12 protein-coding genes and 5 tRNA genes are annotated in these 21719 nt (G+C 43.5%); 4 read left to right on the forward strand and 13 right to left on the reverse strand.

From position 1 onward, the window contains the following. The 4 genes from QNM16_RS09830 to QNM16_RS09845 all read right to left on the reverse strand — a co-directional run. The coding region (locus tag QNM16_RS09830) for a FimV/HubP family polar landmark protein (RefSeq protein WP_284020311.1) at positions 1–4419 on the reverse strand (4419 nt) is incomplete at its 3' end. Positions 4420–4687: 268 nt separating this feature from the next. Then, on the reverse strand, positions 4688–5704 hold the full coding sequence (locus QNM16_RS09835; RefSeq protein ID WP_284020312.1) for an aspartate-semialdehyde dehydrogenase: 1017 nt from the start codon (positions 5702–5704) through the stop codon (positions 4688–4690). A 2-nt stretch (positions 5705–5706) separates the two neighbouring features. Then, positions 5707–6837 carry a 4-phosphoerythronate dehydrogenase gene (locus QNM16_RS09840; RefSeq protein ID WP_284020313.1) on the reverse strand — a complete coding sequence of 377 codons (1131 nt, stop codon included), beginning with the start codon at positions 6835–6837 and terminating at the stop codon, positions 5707–5709. A gap of 59 nt (positions 6838–6896) precedes the next feature. Next, a complete protein-coding gene (locus QNM16_RS09845; protein WP_284020314.1) occupies positions 6897–7187 on the reverse strand; it encodes a DUF6419 family natural product biosynthesis protein in 291 nt (96 codons plus the stop codon). A 202-nt stretch (positions 7188–7389) separates the two neighbouring features. On the opposite strand from QNM16_RS09845, the gene fadE reads away from it, so the two are divergent. Next, positions 7390–9840 (forward strand): acyl-CoA dehydrogenase FadE, encoded by a 2451-nt coding sequence (gene fadE / locus QNM16_RS09850; protein ID WP_284020315.1) that lies wholly within the window; start codon positions 7390–7392, stop codon positions 9838–9840. 50 nt (positions 9841–9890) lie between these two features. Here the strand turns inward: fadE and QNM16_RS09855 are convergent, their stop codons facing one another. The 4 genes from QNM16_RS09855 to QNM16_RS09870 form a co-directional block, all read right to left on the reverse strand. Next, complete coding sequence (locus QNM16_RS09855; protein WP_284020316.1) at positions 9891–10967, reverse strand: DUF6136 family protein; 1077 nt, start codon at positions 10965–10967, stop codon at positions 9891–9893. 8 nt (positions 10968–10975) lie between these two features. After that, on the reverse strand, positions 10976–11560 hold the full coding sequence (locus QNM16_RS09860; protein ID WP_284020317.1) for an ATP-binding cassette domain-containing protein: 585 nt from the start codon (positions 11558–11560) through the stop codon (positions 10976–10978). A gap of 93 nt (positions 11561–11653) precedes the next feature. Further along, positions 11654–12550 (reverse strand): SMP-30/gluconolactonase/LRE family protein, encoded by an 897-nt coding sequence (locus QNM16_RS09865; RefSeq protein WP_284020318.1) that lies wholly within the window; start codon positions 12548–12550, stop codon positions 11654–11656. Positions 12551–12627: 77 nt separating this feature from the next. After that, positions 12628–14877 carry a DUF5916 domain-containing protein gene (locus tag QNM16_RS09870; protein ID WP_284020319.1) on the reverse strand — a complete coding sequence of 750 codons (2250 nt, stop codon included), beginning with the start codon at positions 14875–14877 and terminating at the stop codon, positions 12628–12630. 163 nt (positions 14878–15040) lie between these two features. Here QNM16_RS09870 and QNM16_RS09875 point away from each other — a divergent pair, with 163 nt between their 5' ends. From QNM16_RS09875 to QNM16_RS09885, 3 genes are all read left to right on the forward strand, one after another. Beyond that, complete coding sequence (locus QNM16_RS09875) at positions 15041–17134, forward strand: winged helix-turn-helix domain-containing protein (RefSeq protein WP_284020320.1); 2094 nt, start codon at positions 15041–15043, stop codon at positions 17132–17134. A 156-nt stretch (positions 17135–17290) separates the two neighbouring features. Next, positions 17291–19216: a hypothetical protein gene (locus QNM16_RS09880; protein WP_284020321.1), complete on the forward strand. Its 1926-nt coding sequence runs from the start codon at positions 17291–17293 to the stop codon at positions 19214–19216. An 11-nt stretch (positions 19217–19227) separates the two neighbouring features. Next, positions 19228–20958 carry a HEAT repeat domain-containing protein gene (locus tag QNM16_RS09885; RefSeq protein WP_284020322.1) on the forward strand — a complete coding sequence of 577 codons (1731 nt, stop codon included), beginning with the start codon at positions 19228–19230 and terminating at the stop codon, positions 20956–20958. Between the two features lie 219 nt (positions 20959–21177). Here QNM16_RS09885 and QNM16_RS09890 read toward each other — a convergent pair. The 5 genes from QNM16_RS09890 to QNM16_RS09910 all read right to left on the reverse strand — a co-directional run bounded on the left by QNM16_RS09890 (position 21178) and on the right by QNM16_RS09910 (position 21698). Then, positions 21178–21254, reverse strand: a tRNA-Asp gene (locus QNM16_RS09890). Positions 21255–21288: 34 nt separating this feature from the next. Beyond that, positions 21289–21365, reverse strand: a tRNA-Asp gene (locus QNM16_RS09895). Positions 21366–21389: 24 nt separating this feature from the next. Continuing rightward, positions 21390–21466: transfer RNA gene (locus tag QNM16_RS09900), tRNA-Asp, on the reverse strand. Between the two features lie 49 nt (positions 21467–21515). Continuing rightward, a tRNA-Asp gene (locus tag QNM16_RS09905) sits at positions 21516–21592 on the reverse strand. A 29-nt stretch (positions 21593–21621) separates the two neighbouring features. Continuing rightward, positions 21622–21698 (reverse strand) — tRNA-Asp (locus QNM16_RS09910). Positions 21699–21719: the final 21 nt, after the last annotated feature.

Consider the following 21719-nt stretch of genomic DNA (forward strand, 5'->3'; position numbering starts at 1 on the left):
CACTGGCTCTGCTTCTAGCTCTGGCTCTGCTTCTAGCTCTGGCTCTGCTTCTAGCTCTGGCTCTGCTTCTAGCTCTGGCTCTGCTTCTAGCTCTGGCTCTGCTTCTAGCTCTGGCTCTGCTTCTAACTCAGGTTCTGCCTCTAGCTCAGGCTCTGCTTCTAGTTCAGGTTCAGCTTCTAGCTCTGGTCCAGCTTCTAGCTCTGGTTCGTCGTCTGGGCCCAGTTCATCTTCTAGCTCTGGCTCAGCTTCTAACTCAGGTTCAGTTTCTAACTCAGGTTCAGTTTCTAACTCAGGTTCAGCTTCTAGCTCTGGTCCAGCTTCTAGCTCTGGTCCAGCTTCTAGCTCTGGCTCGTCGTCTGGGCCCAGTTCATCTTCTACACCCAGTTCGCCTTCTAGTTCAGGTTCAGCTTCTAACTCAGGTTCAGCTTCTAACTCAGGCTCAGCTTCTAACTCAGGCTCAGCTTCTAACTCAGGCTCTGCTTCTAGCTCAGGCTCTGCTTCTAGCTCAGGCTCTGCTTCTAGCTCAGGCTCTGCTTCTAGCTCAGGCTCTGCTTCTAGCTCAGGCTCTGCTTCTAGCTCAGGCTCAGCTTCTAGCTCTGGTTCAGCTTCTAGCTCAGGCTCAGCTTCTAGCTCTGGTTCAGCTTCTAACTCAGGTTCAGCTCCTAACTCAGGCTCAGCTCCTAACTCAGGCTCAGTTTCTAGCTCTGGCTCAGTTTCTAGCTCAAGTTCAGTTTCTAACTCAAGCTCTGCTTCTAACTCAGATTCAGCTTCTAACTCAGGTTCAGCTTCTAGCTCAGGTTCTGCTTCTAACTCAGGTTCAGCTTCTAACTCAAGTTCAGCTTCTAACTCAGGTTCAGCTTCTAACTCAGGCTCTGCTTCTAGCTCAGGCTCAGTTTCTAGCTCTGGCTCTGCTTCTAGCTCTGGCTCTGCTTCTAGCTCTGGCTCTGCTTCTAGCTCTGGCTCTGCTTCTAGCTCTGGTCCAGCTTCTAGCTCTGGCTCGTCGTCTGGGCCCAGTTCAACTTCTACACCCAGTTCATCTTCTAGTTCTGGTTCAGCTTCTAGCTCTGGTTCTGCTTCTAATTCAGGTTCAGCTTCTAGCTCTGGCTCAGTTTCTAGCTCAAGTTCAGTTTCTAACTCAGGTTCAGCTTCTAGCTCAGGTTCAGCTTCTAACTCAGGCTCTGCTTCTAGCTCTGGCTCTGCTTCTAGCTCTGGCTCTGCTTCTAGCTCTGGTTCAGCTTCTAGCTCTGGTTCTGCTTCTAATTCAGGTTCTGCTTCTAATTCAGGTTCTGCTTCTAATTCAGGTTCTGCTTCTAATTCAGGTTCTGCTTCTAATTCAGGTTCTGCTTCTAATTCAGGTTCAGCTTCTAATTCAGGTTCAGCTTCTAGCTCTGGCTCTGCTTCTAACTCAGGTTCTGCCTCTAGCTCTGGCTCTGCTTCTAGCTCAGGCTCAGCCTCTAGCTCAGGCTCAGCCTCTAGCTCAGGCTCTGCCTCTAGCTCAGGCTCTGCTTCTAGTTCAGGCTCTGCTTCGAAATTTGGCTCTGCTTCTAATTCAGGTTCAGCTTCTAGCTCTGGCTCTGTTTCTAGCGCAGTGTGCTGTTGTGATATTTCAGGTAGTTCAACGTCTTCATCAATCATTCCATCCAAATGACCAGCTTCTACGTTTGAAGTACCTAATGAAGAAACTGACTGCTCATTAGCATTATCTGAACCTTCAGCAACAAGCTCATTAATTCCAGCTTCAAGCTCAGCCTCGATGTCTTCATCACCAACATCGGCAAGTAAATCATCGATATCACCCAAATCATCTTCAACATCGAGCACTGCTTCATGAGCGTTTAGCTCAGGCACGACCTCTTCTTCAGCAACAAGCTCATCAATGCCTGCTTCAAGCTCAGCCTCGATGCCTTCATCACCAACATCGGCAAGTAAATCATCGATATCACCTAAATCATCTTCAACATCGAGCTCTGTTTCATGAGCATCTAGCTCAGGCGCGACCTCTTCTTCAGCAACAAGGTCATCAATGCCTGCTTCAAGCTCATCCTCGATGCCTTCATCACCAACATCGGCAAGTAAATCATCAATATCGCCTAAGTCATCTTCAACATCGAGCTCTGTTCCCTCAACGTCTAGCTCAGGCGCAGCCTCTTCTTCAGCAACAAAGTCATCAATGCCTGCTTCAAGCTCATCCTCGATGCCTTCATCACCAACATCGGCAAGTAAATCATCAATATCGCCTAAGTCATCTTCAACATCGAGCTCTGCTTCATCAACGTCTAGTTCAGGCGCAGCCTCTTCTTCAGCAACAAGCTCATCGATGTCAGCTTCAAGCTCAGCCTCAGTGCCTTCATCACCAACATCAGCAAGTAAATCATCGATATCGCCTAAATCATCTTCAACATCAAGTTCTGTTCCCTCAACGTCTAGCTCAGACGCAACCACTTCTTCAACGACAGCCTCATCAATACCATCTTCAAGCTCAGTCTCAATACCTTGTTCACCAACATCTGCAAGTAAATCATCGATATCGCCTAAATCATCTTCAACAGCAAGGTCTGTTTCCTCAAGATCAAGCTCAGGGGTCGTTTCTTCTTCAGATACGCTTGCTAATATATCGTCAACATCATCTAGGCTCTCTTCGCCCAGCTCTTGTGTCGCCTCAGGCTCTGGATTTGCCTGCTCTAGCAAGGCATCAATGTCATCTTCACCCGCCACTTCACTTTCTTGCTCCGCCTGAGAAAGCAAATCATCAATATCTTGTTGTTCTTCAGAGGCATGTTGAGCGTCATCGATTAAGCTATCGACATCATCAAGTTCTAAGCCGTCCTCATCATTAATAAGGTCATCTTCGTCTAATGCACCATCAAGCAAATCATCAATATCATCTGCACTTAAAATGCTATCAGTATCAGCTACTCCTTCAGCCTCATCAGGCTTTGGGGGTTCTGCTGCCGCCTCATCAATCAAACTATCAATATCATCCAGATCTAACGTATCATCGCCAGCAACGTCTGGCTCTTCAGCCAGCTCTTCGCTTAAAGCTGCAAGTGCATCGTCACTTACATCAAGTGTGTCATCTTGCTCATCACCAACCTCATTGAATAAATCATCAATGTCGTCAGCACTTAAAATATCATCCCCACCAGAAGCGTTTTCTTCAACATCTAACGTTACTTCATCACCTAAAGCATCGTCAGTCGAATCAAAGCTTTGCTGTAAGAAATCATCGATATCGTCCGATGACTCCTCCGCAGGCGATTCATCATCAAAAACAATATCGTCGTTGAGTAAGCTATCTAACTCATCTTGATCAAGCGTACTACTACCGGTCTCAAATCCATCATCTTCATCATCCAAAGCATCAAATACGATGTCATCATCTTCAGGCAAAATGTCGTCATCAAGCTGGACACTCTCATCCAGTGGAGAGATGTCATCAGTCATTGGCATATCGAGATCAAGCGGATCGGCTGCGGCTGCTGCAGTTGCAGCGCCTGCTGTTGCAACAGCCGCGGCTGCTGCTGGCGCTTGAGGTAAGAACTCATCATCTTCTGTACTGCTTTCAGCTGCTTGCTTGCGTTTACGCATAAAGAGCACAAGACCTATGATAAGTAGAGCAGGTATTGTCGCCAATAAAGCAATGACAATTGGGTTAGACAAAGTTTTGCCTAAACTGAATTCTTCAGCCGCTCTTTTATCAGCTTCTTGCTGCGCAATCATCTCGCTCTGCATATCAATCACAACTTTCAACTGCTGTTGGATCTCACTGTCTTTACCAAGCTGATCACGGACATTTTGTAACTCGTCAGAAATACTGGTTAACTGCTTTCTGAGCTGGTTATTCTCTTCTAAGATATCTTCCACATTTTGTACTGAAGACTTGAACTGATTTTGCAAATCAAGCAACTTGGAGTCTTGTTCCATACGCAAATTTCTAAGCTGATTAGTCAAGGCTTTTTGCGCTTGTTCAACATCGACTTTACGCGCCTGTGTAACGCGTTTTTTGGCATCATCTATATCTGACTGGTTTAAAGTGCCATTTTTCTTACGCTCCCACAGTACATCATCTTGATCTGATTTTTGTTTTGCGATGCCTGGATTGACTCGTCTGATTTCTGCCAATGTGGGGATACGTAGATACGCGCCATCACGCATGTGGTTAAGGTTTTGATCTAAAAATGCGCCGGGGTTTTTGTCATACAGAGCTTTCATAACCTGATAAATAGTGACTGAATCATCAGGTCTTATTTTTTGTGCTATGCGCCACAACGTGTCTGAAGAACGAATAGGACCAACTGAACGGCCTTCAAGGCCGTAATCAACGCCTTTAGGGCCCTTCAACACGGTACCAACTTGAGTGTGTGCCGGGGATGTTATGAAAGCCAATGCTAGGATACAAAATAAGGCTAAACCGCGCATGCTGTTCCTTTGTTTAAGGTGACCACTTACCCAACCAGTAAGTGAATAAAAAATTTGCTCATCTTTGCTTTTTGCAAGCTCTGTTCCAATTGCAAACTATAAACCAGTTATTAGGGAATATCCATTGTCAGTGTAGTGAATATTAACACTGGCGTAGTACTTTATGATTAGAATGAAAATGTTTTATAAATCAGGGAGGTGGTAAAAAGAAGGATTTGTGCAATCTATGGGGCAAAATGCTGCCATTGCATTTTGCCCCACAGTAAAATTAAAGGTAATTTGCGACTAGCTCTTCAGCAATTTGCACGCTATTTGTCGCGGCACCTTTACGCGTATTATCAGAAACAACCCATAAGTTTAGTCCCATTGGGTGTGAAATATCAGCTCTAAGTCGGCCTACATACACAGTATCATTACCACTGGCATCGCTTACGGGTGTTGGATAATCTTCTTCATTTTCAACGAGCTCCACACCAGGTGCATCAGCAAGCAACTGTTTCACATGCTCTAAATCAAAAGGCATACGTGTTTCTAAATGAATTGCTTCTGCGTGGCCAAAAAATACAGGTACGCGCACAGCTGTTGGGTTCACCATTACGCTGCTATCTCCAAGAATCTTTTGTGTTTCCCACACCATCTTCATTTCTTCTTTGGTGTAGCCATTTTCTTGGAATGTGTCTATTTGCGGAATAACATTAAATGCAATTTGCTTTGGAAATACGTCATTTTCCATTGGTCTTGCATTCATTAGATTAGCCGTTTGCTTAGCTAGCTCATCAACCGCTTCTTTACCCGCGCCAGATACAGCTTGGTAAGTGGATACATTAATACGATCAATACCATAGGCATCATAAATTGGCTTCAACGCCACCAGCATTTGAATCGTCGAACAATTCGGGTTAGCAATAATATTGCGATTTCTAAAATCAGCTAAGCTGCTAGCATTTACTTCTGGAACAACTAAAGGCACATCATAGTCATATCTAAAGTGTGATGTGTTATCTATTACGATACAACCCGCTTCTGCCGCAATCGGTGCATACTTTTCTGATACACTGCCACCTGCAGAAAATAAGCCTATATGCGCGTCTGCAAAGTCAAACTCTTCAACATTAAGCACGGTGACTTTTTCACCCATGAAATCAATCTCTTCTCCTGCACTGCGGCTGCTCGCCAGCGGGTACAGTTTATCAACTGGAAATTTTCTTTCGGCTAATGTTTCGATGATCTGCTTACCGACTAGGCCTGTTGCGCCCAGTACCGCCACGTTAAATTTCTGCGACATGTTTATTCCTCATTCATTTCTACTTGAAAGCCAAGTTGCTGTAACTTTTGTGTGTGGCTTGGCTGCGATAAGATGTTCAACGTTGAAAACTCTCTTCTCGGCGGGTATTGCTTACGCAATACATCAAAACCCTGACTTTCTAAATTGGCTCGCATTAAACCATTATCACGGCGAATATCATAGATCATATGTACAATACGGCCATAATCTCTTTCCGTGAACGTATTATTAAGCTGACATTGACTTATCGCTGGTGTGGGTAAAAAAGTTTCTAAGCGCTTAGTTGGCTCAACTTCAAGCGTTTTACACAGAGCCTGATAAAGCATTTGCGTTCCCCGCGCTTTGCCTTCCAATGTGTGACCAGCAATATGTACCGATGTGTACAAACAATGCGCCATCAACTCAGTCAAAATATTTGGTTCATTTTCCCAAACATCTAAGATTAATTCTAGCTTCTGTCCAGCTTGCTTAGCAGCTAAGAGCGCTTGATTATCAATAACATCACCGCGGCTGGCATTGATAACTAACATATTAGGCTTTAGCTGCTTAATTCTATCTTTGTTTAATAGATGTTTGGTTTGGTGAGCGCCACTTTTCACTAGAGGCACATGAAAGGTGACAAAGTCAGCTTGCGCTAACGCGGTATCAATATCTACATGCTCATTTAATTTGCCTTGCTCAGCCAGCACTGGATCACACAAAATAAGTTCAATACCACTGTACGCTAGCTTGTGTTGCAAGCACGCACCAATGTTGCCCACACCGATAATGGCTAACTTTTTACCGCGCAGTTCAACATCGCGATCCTGACTGTAGGCATACAAAGCACTGATCACGTATTCAGCCACAGCAACCGCATTGCACCCAGGCGCACTAGAAAAAGCGATATCACGCGTTGCTAAAAACGTTTGATCAATATGATCGACACCAATTGTGGCCGTACCAACAAACTTAAGCTTGTCTGCATTGTCTAACAGTGCTTTGTTAACTTTCGTTATAGAGCGCGTCAACAACACATCTGCATCTTGCACTTGCTCAGCAGTCACTGCACGCCCGTCAAAACGGGTTACCTCTCCAAAACTTGAGAAAAACTCTTCCACCAAAGGCATGTTCTGATCAGCCAAGATCTTCATGTAATTTTATTCCTAAACGTCGCACGGAACTCTATTGTAACTCAGCTATTGCACAGACCCTAGTTTCGCCTTGCACCAATACCAAATGCACCAAACATGAGGCTCAATAAAAATAGCACTAAGAGCTTAACGCTTGGCTGTTCAGTCACATTGACCAATGGACTAAATATAAAGGCATGTACATTGCACCAGGCCAGGAATAGCGCAGTAGTATGTGCACCGCTATAGGCATAACATGCACACACTACACTACTGATAAAGTTGATAAGAATCGCATACTCAAATGCTTCAACACTGAGCAGCATGGCTGTAAACGTAATCAAAATGACACTTATATTCCCCAATTGCATAAATACCCTCTCCTTAGGTCTTTTTTGTAATATAGATAAGTTTACAAAATTGGCAATTGAACAATTTTTAAGTGTGACATTACACTGGTACGGTCAAAAATTGACTTCTAAAATGATATTTGGGAGGCTTTTTTGCTTGAAATAACTGGTCAGACAAGCTAGCCTTAATCATGTGGTCAGACCTCTAATAAGGAAGAACAACATGACACTTTTATTTACTATCGCTTTGATAGCACTGGTCAGTGCAGCCTGCTATCATCGCGCCAGCTGGAATACCTGTTTGGGTGTTGCAGCCGCGACGTTGGTTGTCGGTACCTTTGCCGACGCCTTTGGTGCATTGTCTTGGTTAATTTTCATAGCCGTTGCAATCCCCTTTTCTGTTACTAATATCCGCCAACAATATATTGTTGCCCCCCTTTTCAAAGCGTTTAAAAAAGTCACTCCTACCATGTCTGAAACTGAAAAGTCCGCGATCGACGCTGGGACGACTTGGTGGGAAGCTGATCTATTCTGCGGTAATCCAAACTGGAACAAACTACACCAGTTTGCAAAACCTAGATTAACAGCTGAAGAACAGGCTTTTTTAAACGGCCCAGTTGAAGAAGTCTGTGCCATGTTGGACGACTGGGAAGCAACTCATGAATTAACCGATTTACCACAAGAAGTATGGCAATACCTTAAAGACAAAAAGTTTTTTGCCATGATCATCAAAAAACAATACGGTGGTCTGGAGTTTTCGGCGTATGCACAATCGTGCGTGCTGCAAAAATTAACAAGTAAATCAACACTATTATCTTCAATCGTCGGTGTTCCAAACTCATTAGGCCCAGGTGAACTACTTCAGCATTATGGTACGCAAGCGCAAAAAGATCATTATTTACCCCGCCTTGCGGTAGGTGATGAAATCCCATGTTTTGCCCTGACTTCTCCTGAAGCAGGTTCAGATGCCTCCTCTATCCCAGATTTTGGCGTGGTATGTAAAGGCGAGTGGGAAGGAAAAGAGACCCTTGGGATCCGTTTAACATGGAATAAACGCTATATTACGCTCGCACCTGTTTCAACCGTGCTGGGCTTAGCATTTAAAATGCAAGATCCTGATGGCTTGCTAGGTGATAAAGAAGACATTGGTATCACGTGTGCGCTGATTCCAACCTCAATGCCGGGTGTTGAAATTGGTCGTCGTCACTTCCCGTTAAATGTACCATTTCAAAATGGCCCAACACGCGGTAAGGACGTCTTTGTACCATTAGACTTTATCATTGGTGGCCCAAAAATGGCTGGTCAAGGCTGGCGCATGCTGGTTGAATGCCTATCAGTTGGCCGTGTAATTACTTTGCCTTCAAACTCAACAGGTGGCATAAAAACTTTAGCACTAGCAAGTGGTGCGTATAGCCGTATTCGCCGTCAGTTCAAACTACCAATTGGCAAAATGGAAGGCATTGAAGAGGCACTATCAAAACTGGGAGGCTATGCATACAGTAGCGATGCCGCATTAAGCATGTCTACAGGTGCTGTAGACTCTGGTGAAAAGCCATCTGTGATCTCAGCCATCCTTAAATATCATTTAACTGAGCAAATGCGTGATGCGACCATTCACGCTATGGATATTCACGGTGGTAAAGGTATTTGCTTGGGTCCAAACAATTATTTGGGACGTGGCTACCAAGGTGCGCCGATTGCCATTACTGTTGAAGGTGCAAACATCCTAACCCGTAATATGATTATTTACGGACAAGGTGCTATTCGCTGTCACCCATTTGTTTTGGCTGAATTAAACGCATGTAATATCAAAGACAAGCAAGAAGCGCTTGATAGCTTTGATACGGCATTAATGGGCCATATCGGCTTTACTATTTCTAACCTAGTACGTACTAAGTGGCTAGCCATCACCGGCGGTCGTTTTACTAAAGTGCCATTTAATGATGAAACAGCAGACTACTACCGCAATGCTGCGCGTTACAGCGCTTCGTTGGCCCTGATGTCTGACATTTGCATGGCAGTATTTGGTGGCTCCTTGAAACGAAAAGAGCGTATCTCAGCACGGTTAGGTGATCTGTTAAGTTATTTGTATTTAGTGTCAGCTACGCTGAAGCGATACAACGATGAAGGCCGCAGAAAAGAAGATCTGCCTCTGGTTAAATGGGCGTGTCAGGAGCATTTATACTTGTGTCAACGTGCACTAGCGGACTTGATTAATAACATGCCATCAATGGCACTTCGCGGGGCATTAAAGCTGATATTGTTCCCATTTGGTCGTCCTGTGCGCAAGCCAACAGACCAAATGGAACACGATATTGCCAAGTTACTGCAAACGCCTAATGAAACACGTGACCGTCTGGCAAACTACATCTACACCACTGATGAGCCACGCAACTTGATCGGTAAGCAAGAGCAAACACTCAAAGACATCTTGGCTATTGAGCCAATCTTTGACAAGGTGTGCCGCGCTAAAGGTCAAAAGCTGCCGTTTATGCAACTAGACAAAGTCGCTAGTATGGGTCTTGAAAGTGGCATTTTAACTCAGCAAGAAGCAGATAGTCTTGCCGCTGTTGAGGCCAAGAGACTGGCAGTGATTAATGTTGATGATTTTGACCCTGCCGATTTACTTGCAGGTAAAGCTCGAGTGGTAGACAGTAATGTAGATGCTGCTTAAGCCACAAGGTTAATCACTAAAAGGCCGGATTCCCCGGCCTTTTTCATTGACTATTCCACCAAAACCTTGGTTAGCATAATTGCCACTACGACAATAGCCCAAGTGAGTGCCATAAACCGCACTGAGTGTAAAATAACCCACATCATCAAAGGTGTCGCAAACAAGGTTAAAAGTTCAAAAGTACCACTTCCTAACAGATAAATGCCACCCAGCCACATCAAAGTCGTTAAGCTAAATACAAAAACACACTGGCTGAGTTGGATCTGCTTGAACTGAGATAACGAATACCAAAAACTGCGATGTTTAATAACCTGCTTGTTAGTATCAATTAATAAACTGCTCCACCAAAGCACTACAAACAATTGCGCCATCACCACGTAGTAACTTTTTAGATCTGGACGCTCTGTAACAATTATCCAAATGCACCAATAGGTTAAAATCGTCATTCCGATACGCCAGATCACAACCCATGGCTGTTCAAGAGTCCATTGCACCCAAAAACTATGCGCTGTGGCCTTGCTCAGCTTTATCGCTTTGTAATCACGTGGCAGCCACAATGATACGCCTAACAAGACTATCAAAGCCGCATAATAAGTCATAAAGTACTGACATATAAAAGTCAGTAAACATGCGGCTATCAATACCACCAAGACCGAAATTGGCCGATACAGTAAGGTAGCTGCGAGCATAAGCTGAAGCAACATAAACATGATCAACTGTGGCGCTTGACGCAAATTCTCCCATCCCATTGATACCGCTAACAGTAAAGCCGATAAAAAAAGCACATGACAAAGCAGCAATAAACCTTGATCGGCGAGCCATTGGTGTACTCTAGATTTTAATAAGGTCCCGTGATAACTGCGATGTGCTGTATCTAACACCGCACTTTTTAAGGTGTGTAGTAACAGGCTTTGCAAAAGCAAAAAGCCAAATGTCATGTAGATCACTTGAGACTCTGACTCATATTGCACAATTTTGCCAAGCGCAAAAAAGACCCCTAAAGCCAAACCTGGTAAGTAAACAAAAAATAAGGTCGCTAAAAGCAAAGAAAATTCAGCCAACTGACGACGTAGTTCTTTTAGCTCTACCTTAAACGCACTCAACCTGTATCGATAATAATGGACCAAGTGTCCTCCTAGCTTGCAAATAGCGGTTGAGGCACAAAGCCCACCTCAAAAAAAGGCGCTGGCTCATGGCAGCTGATCAGGATCTGTCCTTGGTAGTCATGTATATAATCAATAAGGTGTTGAGTACTTTGGTGATCTAATGCCGCACTTGGCTCATCTAAAATGACATAAGGTGTTTGGCGCATCAAAGCATTGATCAGCTGCAACTTCTTTTGGTTACCTGATGACAGCGCACTAAATGTGGTATCTAAAAAAGGAGAAAAGCCAAGTAATTCGATCAACTGTTCAGGAAAAGGACATTGCCAGCTTTGCAGAGTCATACTCAGCAGTTGCTTCGCTGTCAAAAAGACGGGAAACGCAATATTGTCTGATGCCAACGCAACTTTTTCTTGCGGTGTTTTAAGTTGTTCCCCCTCATAATAGATTGTGCCGCTATAGGCGCGATCAATGCCCGAAATAATAGAAAACAAGGTACTTTTTCCCAATCCATTCGGGGCTTCTAAGCACACTTTAGGCGCATTAAATTCGATATGAAATTTTTCAAAAATGGGTTTATGGACAAACACTTTTGTTAGATTTTCAACTTTGATCATAAACAGCCTACTTATTATTTTTAGTGCATATTAACAAGTAGCCTGTTTACTTTTGAATCGTTAAAGTGTTGCAAAATTTATCTAAACAAGTCATCACAGCGATTTCATTGCTCTACCCGCATGCTCGCTATAAAAGCTTTCAATGGCACCGCGCTTTTGCATAGTCACAAAAACTTGTCGGCCTGACTCACCGCCAAACGCCACATTTGTGGGGTATTTACCTTTCAATTTAACCGTTCTCAGTAACTCGCCCTTCGGTGATAATATGGCAACTTCACCGGCGCCGTAGCGAGCAACATATAAATTACCACGTTCGTCAGTACGCATTCCGTCCAGACCATGGTCATCAAATTGATAAAACAGTCTTGCTTCGCCCAGCTGTCCATTTTTGTTTATGCCAAACGCCCAGATCCTTTGCTGAACACTCTCATTTACATATAGAACAGTATTATCTGGGCTTATCTCTATACCATTGGTGGTGCCCATGTCTTTTTTTAAGCGCTCAACTTGCCCTGTTGTGCTAATGCGCCATACCTGACCATTCCCAACTTGCCAGTTGGGGTCACTCGCATACAAAGTGCCATCGTCTGCGATGGCAATATCGTTAGGTTGATTCATAGCAGGCTCATGAGCAAACACACGGATCTGCTTTTGTGGGGTAATTTGCAATATATTGTGCTGCGTATAATCTGCGATATACATATTGCCTTTTTTATCAAAACGGATCCCGTTACCAATGCTGCCCTTAGGAAGCTTAACGTATAGCGAAGCATTATTTTGCGCGGTGATCTGACCAATCGTTCCCTGCTCTTGATAATTTACCGCATATAACACACCACGAGCATCGACTGCGGGCCCCTCTACTCCGGTTGTAAACTCCCCATCAGCGACCCAATCCTGAGTTTTATATAAAGGTATATTAGGCGTGTTCAGACTTTGACAACCACCCAACCCAATTATTAACAAAGTAGTGCCCAGAATTGCTTTCATAGTTCGCTCCGTGGAAAAAAATTTAGTATGCAATCTGGGCCGTAGGTTGTGAATTGAGATTTATTCACTCTGCATAGTTAGAATAGATAACGCATCTTAAAAATCGCACTGTCCTCGTCGGGTCTAGTCCAGTTTTGCTCCACGCCATCAAGCCATCCCTGTTCGCCTGCGTTGTCCCGCTGCAATGAGACAATATCTCGGCCGCCACGGCGATACACCAAATATATATCAGAGTATGCCCCCAGACGATATCGTAATTTAAATTGGGACATGAGGCCTTTATCAACAAAGCTGGTATCAAGATTATTTCGCTGCACCAAGCCTTGCTCAGTTACTTGAAAGATCTCTTTACTTGCTGCCTCCAATACAGACCATTGCACATTCGTTGAGAGCTCTAGGTTATCAGCTAGCAGCGAAGAGACTTCTATGGTGTTTACAAAGTAACGCCTATCATATTCTGTGATTTGGTTGCGCTTATTGGCGACCAGCCAACCATCGCCATTGCGATAAAAGTTATTAAACTTAATATTCCAGTTTTCATGCGGCATCCATGTCATATCTAGCGCATATTGCTGGGCATGCCCAGATAAACCTTCTTGATCAAGCTCTATACTCGCCGCCCAGCTAAAGCTGCCTATATAAGGACTGACATATAATACTCTCGTTTCAACAGCTTCTGGAAGTTCAAACGCAATACTGTCAGCGCCGATATTATCTTGCCAGCCCTTATCGGTATGATCCAATTGCATCGTCCACTGTGCACCATTACTCATCATGAGTTCCGCTCGATACACCTGCTTTGAGGGTAGCTTTAAACCATCCGTATTCGCTTCATAAGAGACATCATATACATGCTTGACACGCGTCAACCAATTATTGTTAATGTTCACTGCATGACTAAAGTTTAAATTCATATACTGCCAATCGTTGCGCTTCATGTAACCCATATCTCGGTTATTAAAGTGTCGATTGAGCCGCAAGTACTTGCCCGACGCACTGGTATTTGGAGAGAACTGATAGCCAAGATCAAGCGACGCGCCATTTCCCGTATTTTTCTCTTCACCATCAATTTGACTCAGTAGAAAAGCGCTTTGCACTGACCATGTTTCACTTTGATATTGGCTATCCCAAGCGGCGCTATGGGCGTCACGGTTAAGCCAAGGCCGCTCTACATGTGTTGCTAAAACCCCCGTCCGCCAATTCGCCGCTCGGTAGCTATATCGGCCCGCATAGAAATGTTTACCCACTGCGTTATCTAGACTATTTTCGCGTACCGCAAATCCACCCCACTGATTATGCATGCCTTGATGAACAAAACGTACAGCCCCGTCAATTGGCGTGATCATCTCGCTACCATCATCACTGCTCGCCCCTATTCGGCGGGTATGGATCAACTTAGTGTCTTGTAACGCATCGACATTAAACACACTAATATCTTGAGTAAAAAAGGGCCGCTTATCAGTCCTTAAGGTCTCTACCGCTGAGTAATTTACATCGACGTCGTCACTATCAACTTGGGCAAAGTCAGGGTTCATTGCCACAGACAAAGTTTGGTTGTGAGCTGGTTTGTAAAGTAAATCAAAACCTACATCTAATTCTCTATTTTTCCCCTGACGCTCAGTAAAGTGATGCTGGTGTGTTATGTAGGGAACAAAGCTCAGTTGAGATTGCACAGGCACTTGGACCTCGAGCTTTGGCATATTTATAAAGAAGTCACTGTTAGATAATGTTTGCTGCTGGTTGGCAAAAATATGATTAGACTCAAGTTCATACAGCTGGACCCCAAGCCCGATAGTCGCTAACCCCTGCTCGTTGAGCTTTGGAGAGAATGACACACTGTGCCAAGGAATAAATATCTCACTGCTCCAATGCGTCACATACTCATGATAAGCACTTTGCCAGTCTCCATCCCAATCATGATCTGTGGTTCGCTGTGAGGTCACCACCGCATCTTGAATGCCACCACCGAGTGTGATTGCAAATAAGTAAGCACTGCTGCCATCACCTGAGAAATCTATATACACGCGGTTAAAATCTGCCTGCATAAAGCCATCTTGCAGGTTAAACTGCTTTTGACGACTGTGCTCAGGCTGAAAGTTAGTGATGCCAATATAAATACCCGATTGATCCGCAAATACTTGTGCATTGAGCTTGTCGTTGAACACTTTATGTGTAGCTGGCACAACCTGAAAAAACGTCTCTATTTTTTGTGCTGACTGCCAAGCTTGATCATCAAGTTTCCCATCAATAATGAGTGAGTTAGCATAACTTACAGGTATAATTGAGCCAATAACCATTGCTAAAACACTGCACTTGCATGCCCTCATTCGCTTTCCCCCTTTTATCTAGAGGGCTGTTATATAAGCAAATATTTAGCGTATAAAAGCTTATGGTTTTCTGAAGAATAGTTTTAAATGGCTGAACAAGATTGACTTTAACCTGAACAAGGTTACCTTTGAATTGAGCCTAATATGACAACAAGGTTGGAAGATGGATCGTGAAAATATTGCTGTTGAACACAGCCCAAAAAAAATCGACAATGAAGATAACAAACGCTTTCAATTTGCCCATTGGCAATTCTTTAATGACAAGGATGAATTGTGGAATACACAAACTCACACAGTGAGTAAACTGGAACCACAAGTTGCTCGATTACTCACTTTACTGATCATACAACAAGGCCAAGTCCTCACCAAAGAAATGCTCAATAAGCAGCTTTGGCCAAATACCATTGTTGAGGCAAACAGTCTCTATCAGCTACTTACTAAGCTACGTAAAGAACTTCAAGATAGCGCTAAAAATCCGTTATATATTAAAACAGTGCCAAAAAAAGGGTATTTATTTTTACCTGAAGTGTCTGTCATCAGCATGTCAGAAAGTGAGCCTGTGAAGCGTGATAGTAATATAACGACCCAAAGTCAACTCGCTAATACTAAGTCATCCTTATCTAGTCAAATTCAATCACTACTGACTAAAAAGCGCTGCTGGGCACTCACACTTTCTGCCGGCGCTTGTTTTAGTGCTATCGCTTTTTTTTCATCAACACCAGATGATATTGTAACCCCAGTATATGAGCGTGAAGATATTACCTATGAGCTCGGTGTGGAGTTTAATGTTGCTGCACACGTTCAACATAACTTATTGGCCTACATTGAACAATTCAACACCCTAAAAATCACTGATAAAAAGGGACAATACCAACAAACACGCACATTTGACACACGCATTGCGCACCCTACTTGGCACCCTGAGAAAAAACAGCTTGCCTATTGGCAGTATCAAGGTGACAAATGCATACTACACATCAGTGATGAGCATGGTGAAATGATTCACAGCAGTGAGCCTATGCCATGCCACGTAATACGCCCGCCAGTTTGGCAATCTGACAATGAGTTGGTGTTGACCATCATTGAAAAAGAAGAACACAATGCTTACTTATATCGAGTTGAACAAAAACAGCTAGTCAAAATTCCATTACCAAAAAAGGCAAATGAGAAGTATGTTGGTGCTATTCGAGCTTGGGAAGAGCAAATCTATTACCTCATTGTTGATGCCGAGCACAACTCGCGTTTAGTCAGCTTAGACGGAAAGGTCCATTTGACTTGGAGCTTTCCAATCTGGCTGTTTAACTTTGATCCAGAAAAGAAAACGATAGTGAGTAATGATGATAGCGCCCACTACAACTTAATCGGCAAACATAGAAATGGTCAAATTTACCCTGTGTTTGCAACCTCTCAAGGGATGTTTAGTAACCTCTCTATTGATCAAAGTGGTGATATTTATACGGCTGCGGAAACCTGGCAGGTGAACATTCGAGACCAAGATGACCTGCCGATATTTTCTAGCTCAAGTAACGACTTTCTACCAGTCACCAATGATTTAGGTGAAACCGTATTTATGTCACGCAGAACTGGACAATGTGAAATCTACCTGCACTCTAACAACCAGTTAAAACAGCTGTCGTTTAATAAAGGCCATGAGCTAGTCAGCTTTTTAGCTTGGGATCCACAGCTTAGCAAAATTCTCTCAAATCGAGATAAAGAACTCGTACTGTATGATAGAGAAGATATCATTATCAGTTTTGATAGTCAGCACAACAGTATGCCAAGACAATTTGGATGGCTTGATCAGCAAAGTATTTGGTCCAGTGACACGCAATTTGTCCATACCTTTAATTTAGATGGCAGCTTGCTTACCAAAACAAAGTTTGCATCTGACTTTTTAATTTATGATACCGAGCAACAAAGCTGGATTGTTTTACAAGACGATACATTATATTTGACCCCATCTCTGGCAAATTTTGACGCACAAAAACAGCCGTTAACAGCGCTCCCAAAAAACGCTATTCACATGATTAAAAATCCACGCCTCGTGAACGGCGAGCTTTACTGGCAGTCTACTTGGTCAAAAACAGACATTATTTGGAAGCTGCCTCTTTCGTCTCCCCACATGGTGACAAAAATAAGGCAAGAACCGCTCATTTGGCACTATGATATTACGCCAGATGGTGCGCTTAGAGTGGCGAAAATGGAATCTGTTGAAGCTGATATAAGACGCATCGCCCCCCAACCTGAAGATAGTTAACCCTTCAAATGCGACAGCCAGTGAAATAAACACTGGCTTTTAAAAATGTACGAACATATTTTCTATAATTGACATATTTCCCCGATTCCTCTCCACAATCATTCCACTTTTTCATGATAAAAATATCATGATATAACTAAAAATAGTGAAATAAACATGATGCGCTCTAAGTCTTTGGCATTAGCGATGCCTTTTTTGCTCACAGCTTGCTTCAGTGAAAATGATAATAAACCCAATATCATCACGCATGAAATTAGCACGCAAACCGATCCGGTACCAAATGTTGCCTTAACTGAAATTAAAACACCGCAGCAAACAATTTATCAACCAGGCCAACCAATCACGCTCGATTACTCAATTAGCTCTGAATTGCTAGATACCCAAAACATTGGGGTCACTTTCATGGCAATTGCCAGAGATAAAGTCACGCAGCTTGAAACCGAAGACAAACCAGAAGGCTTTAACTTAGGTGTACACCACATTGCACAGCTAGAGCCAGGCTCACAAAGCTTCACCGCAACATTGATGTTTCCAAATGAGCAAATCCCCAGTGGTGAATACGTCATTGGTGCCTATGTTGACAGTGCTAAGCTCATTACTGATGAAGCAAATTTAGATGACAACCGTTCGCGAGGTCATGAAAGCAATGATTTTGTGACCTATGCACAAATCACCATAGATTCATCACATTACCATGACTTTGTGCTTGATAAAGCAACCGTCGGAGATGGTTTTGCCATGTTCCCTGAGCTTGGCCCACGCGATGCAGAGTCAGAAGGCAGCCCAACTCAAATGCGCTCGGATATCATTGGCCACATTGATGCTAGTAAGTTTGGTAACACGGTCAATTCTGCTGATGTCACTGCAGAAATCATTATAGAAGATCAAGCGTATACCGCTCATTTTTGGCAAGAAGGCCAAGACCACTATGCAGAGAAAATGCGAATCACTTTCGCACAGTTTGAGCAAAGTCACTATTTCCCATATGACATTGCCGTCAATGGCGCGCTGCTACATAAAATTAGACAAGCCTATGATGCAAACTCAAGCGACAATACTTTTGATATTCGCTTTACCTTGCATGACACCTCAGAGTTTGACGAAGCTGATACTACCAACAACAGTTTCACTCTAAATGTCCCTTACAGTTTGTATAAAGATACCACTCCAAACGATGACATACTGGCAAAACATAACTTACCAGCACAGTCCAATTCAGCAAATCGTGCAGCTCGCAGTTTACCAACCGATGACTTAGCTTTTACGATTAGCCAGCAAACATCCGACCAATTTATTTTACTCGACCTATTTAGCAATACCTATGGTGATAAGTCAAAAGTCGCGGTTGTACCTAGCTTTCTATCTCTGATCATTCTAAAAGCAACGGAAGGTGGTTATGCATGGGCATCTAGCGGTGGCGGGTTTGATCTGTATATGTTCGATGACAGTGTTGACCTATTCTCAGCCGGTGCCAGTGGGGTTGCAGATGGTGCAAATGGCACATTAAGTTACTCTATGGGTGTATCTCTTTTAGGAAAGTCACTAATTTCTGAATCAGACTCTGTCACTGCTCTAGATGAAAGCTACACGCATGATTGGAGTGAGGAACAAAAGTTATTTTCTACCACCTTCACTATTGCCATTGTGCCTGTGAGCGTATCTGCGGGTATTAAAGGTGAAGTTGGCGTAGGCGCAGAATTAAAATATGAAGATCAACGCTTTAGCATCGGTGGCGACATCTTAACAGCAAGCCTTGATGCATATGCCACTGCAGGTATCGACTTGTTAATCGCAAGCGGCGGTATCGGCATCGACTTTTTGATCATCTCTGAAACCTTATCAGCAACAGCTTATACTGATATTAGTAAAGCAATAAGCGACTCTGAAATCACCTATGGTATCGATGTGAGTAATCATATGAAAGCCATTGAAGGCGAGTTATACCTTTGGGTGAAGTACCCGGGTTATGAGTTCTGTTGCTCATTCCCAACTAAAACAGCAACAAAAACCCTGTATGACACAGGCGCTTTGTATAATAAAACATGGCAAATGCTGGATTACAGCGATAGCTTTAAGTTCTAAACGAGTAAAGTATGAAACGGGTTACCCCATTATTACTTTGCACATTAACACTGCCTTTTGGCAGTGTTAATGCCAGCCAAGAGTGTGCGCGCTGGGGCAAATTTACAACGCATGCAAGTACAAAAATGACCACTCTCAACACCCCAAGTCAAAATAAACTCACCGTCTCTGGCGACTTGGTGTATCGACCTTTACTAAAAAAAGATAAGCATTACTGGCTGGGGTTGCAGCTATCATCTGCTGAATTAAAACTCGACAATACGCCGATTCAAGCATTGTATTACAGCGTCCCATTCGCAGTAAAAATCGCATCATCGGGCGATATTTTAGACTATCATTTTGCAGCCAAACTTAAGCCTGAAGATGAGCAAAAATTGATGGCCATTTATCAGCAGTTTCATATTGAACATTTAAAAAATCTCGATTTGAGTGCACCGACCATTCTTGAGGAAAACGATAACCTTGGTCGCTATCGAATTCAGTATCAGGCACGAGCTGATACATCAATTCAAAAGCAGAAGTTAGACTACACGTTAACAACCCAAGGTACTCAGCTATTTTCCTTTAAAAAACCACACATAAAACAAGATTTATTCACTTTCAACCTAACGGATTGCTGGATAAGCGAATTACAGGGATACAACAATACCCTTGTTGAAAGCGCTAGAGGCGATATCAATATCAATGTCTCTCAAACTATTCGATATACACAAAAACAGCAACCAATCGCTACGAATGTAGCATTAATGTCATTACCGATGTCGCCATTAAAATGGCCACAACTTCCCCAAAGTAGCGTATACCCCAAGCCAAAGCCTGTGCCGCTTTCAAGCGCCAAAAGCTTTACTGACTTATTGCTAAGTAAGGATTTACGAGGCCTATCAACAGAGGCACTGCTACAACTGCTTTATGATAACCAAACACATCTAAATGCTTTGCACAGCTTGATCAAGCAAGGTTCCTTCGAAGATAAGCAGCTCAGCCGTTTACTGCTCATGATTGGTAAAAGTGATTTTACCTATGCCCATCAATTATTAACTGACCTTTACTTAGATACAGAGCTCGATGCCAATCAACGATTTCGCAGTTTAATGGCTTTAAAATATAGCGAGCAACCTCTGTCTCCAGAACTAATTGACTCTATTTACAGTCATATAGACAGTGAAGAGCTGACCTCAAGCGATGAAAAACTAGCACGTACAGCGCTTATGGTATTGGGCGTCATAGCAAGTAACCAAGCTGGTAGTGAGTTTGCTCAATCATTGACTGAATCACTGGCAGATAGACTCGCGACCACGCTTGATGCCAAAAAGCAGGCAACTTTACTGACAGCATTAGGTAACAGTGCTGATGCGGCACACCAAGAGAGCGTTTCTAAGTTTTTACAAAATGATGATGCGAAGCTTCGTGCAAAGGCCGCACAGGCTTTGGGGAATATGCCAAATGAGATAAGTTTAGGCTACCTAGAAAAGTCCCTCAAAAACGAGTCGAATACAGACGCACAGCAAGCGTTGCTATCAGCAATGGGGAATAACCAACTCTCCGAGCGCCAAATAGACAATGTTATTGGTTTTGCGCAAAAGCAGCAAAGTAATGCAGTGCGAGTTGCTGCCATCAATGCAGCCGCAAAGCAAATGACCCATAATCAAGAAATAAAAAACAAGCTAAAGCCGCTACTCAAGCAAGAACGCGATCAGCAAGTGCTCAGAGCTCTGATGAACGCTATCCACGGTAATAACTAACCAGTAGAGGGCATGGATGCCCTTTTCAGCTATCTCCCATTAGAAGCTCATAGACTGCCTCGTATACAACTCCAACAGAAATAGGCAAATAAGACATTAATATTTAGTTTTAATAAATGCTTAAGATAGAAGAAACGGAAAAAATTAAGATATAAATACAGTGCGATTAAAACGAAATTTAGATAAGAGAGGATATGATTCATGAAATGTAGACATGAATGGCGGAGTGGACGGGACTCGAACCCGCGACCCCCGGCGTGACAGGCCGGTATTCTAACCAACTGAACTACCACTCCGCAGTGGCATGTATATGTTCTTTAAGATATCAAATGGCGGAGTGGACGGGACTCGAACCCGCGACCCCCGGCGTGACAGGCCGGTATTCTAACCAACTGAACTACCACTCCGCAGAGATATCTTTTTACGCTAAATGGCGGAGTGGACGGGACTCGAACCCGCGACCCCCGGCGTGACAGGCCGGTATTCTAACCAACTGAACTACCACTCCGCAGTAAGCGTATTGTCATATTTTTTTGCTAAAACACTAAAAAGCCAAATGGCGGAGTGGACGGGACTCGAACCCGCGACCCCCGGCGTGACAGGCCGGTATTCTAACCAACTGAACTACCACTCCAAGTGATTTAGCTTGCTTCTTTATTTAAATGGCGGAGTGGACGGGACTCGAACCCGCGACCCCCGGCGTGACAGGCCGGTATTCTAACCAACTGAACTACCACTCCAAAGAAGCAATGCACATATGT

The organism is Pseudoalteromonas umbrosa (assembly GCF_030125375.1).
GTDB classification, from domain to species: Bacteria; Pseudomonadota; Gammaproteobacteria; order Enterobacterales; family Alteromonadaceae; genus Pseudoalteromonas; species Pseudoalteromonas umbrosa.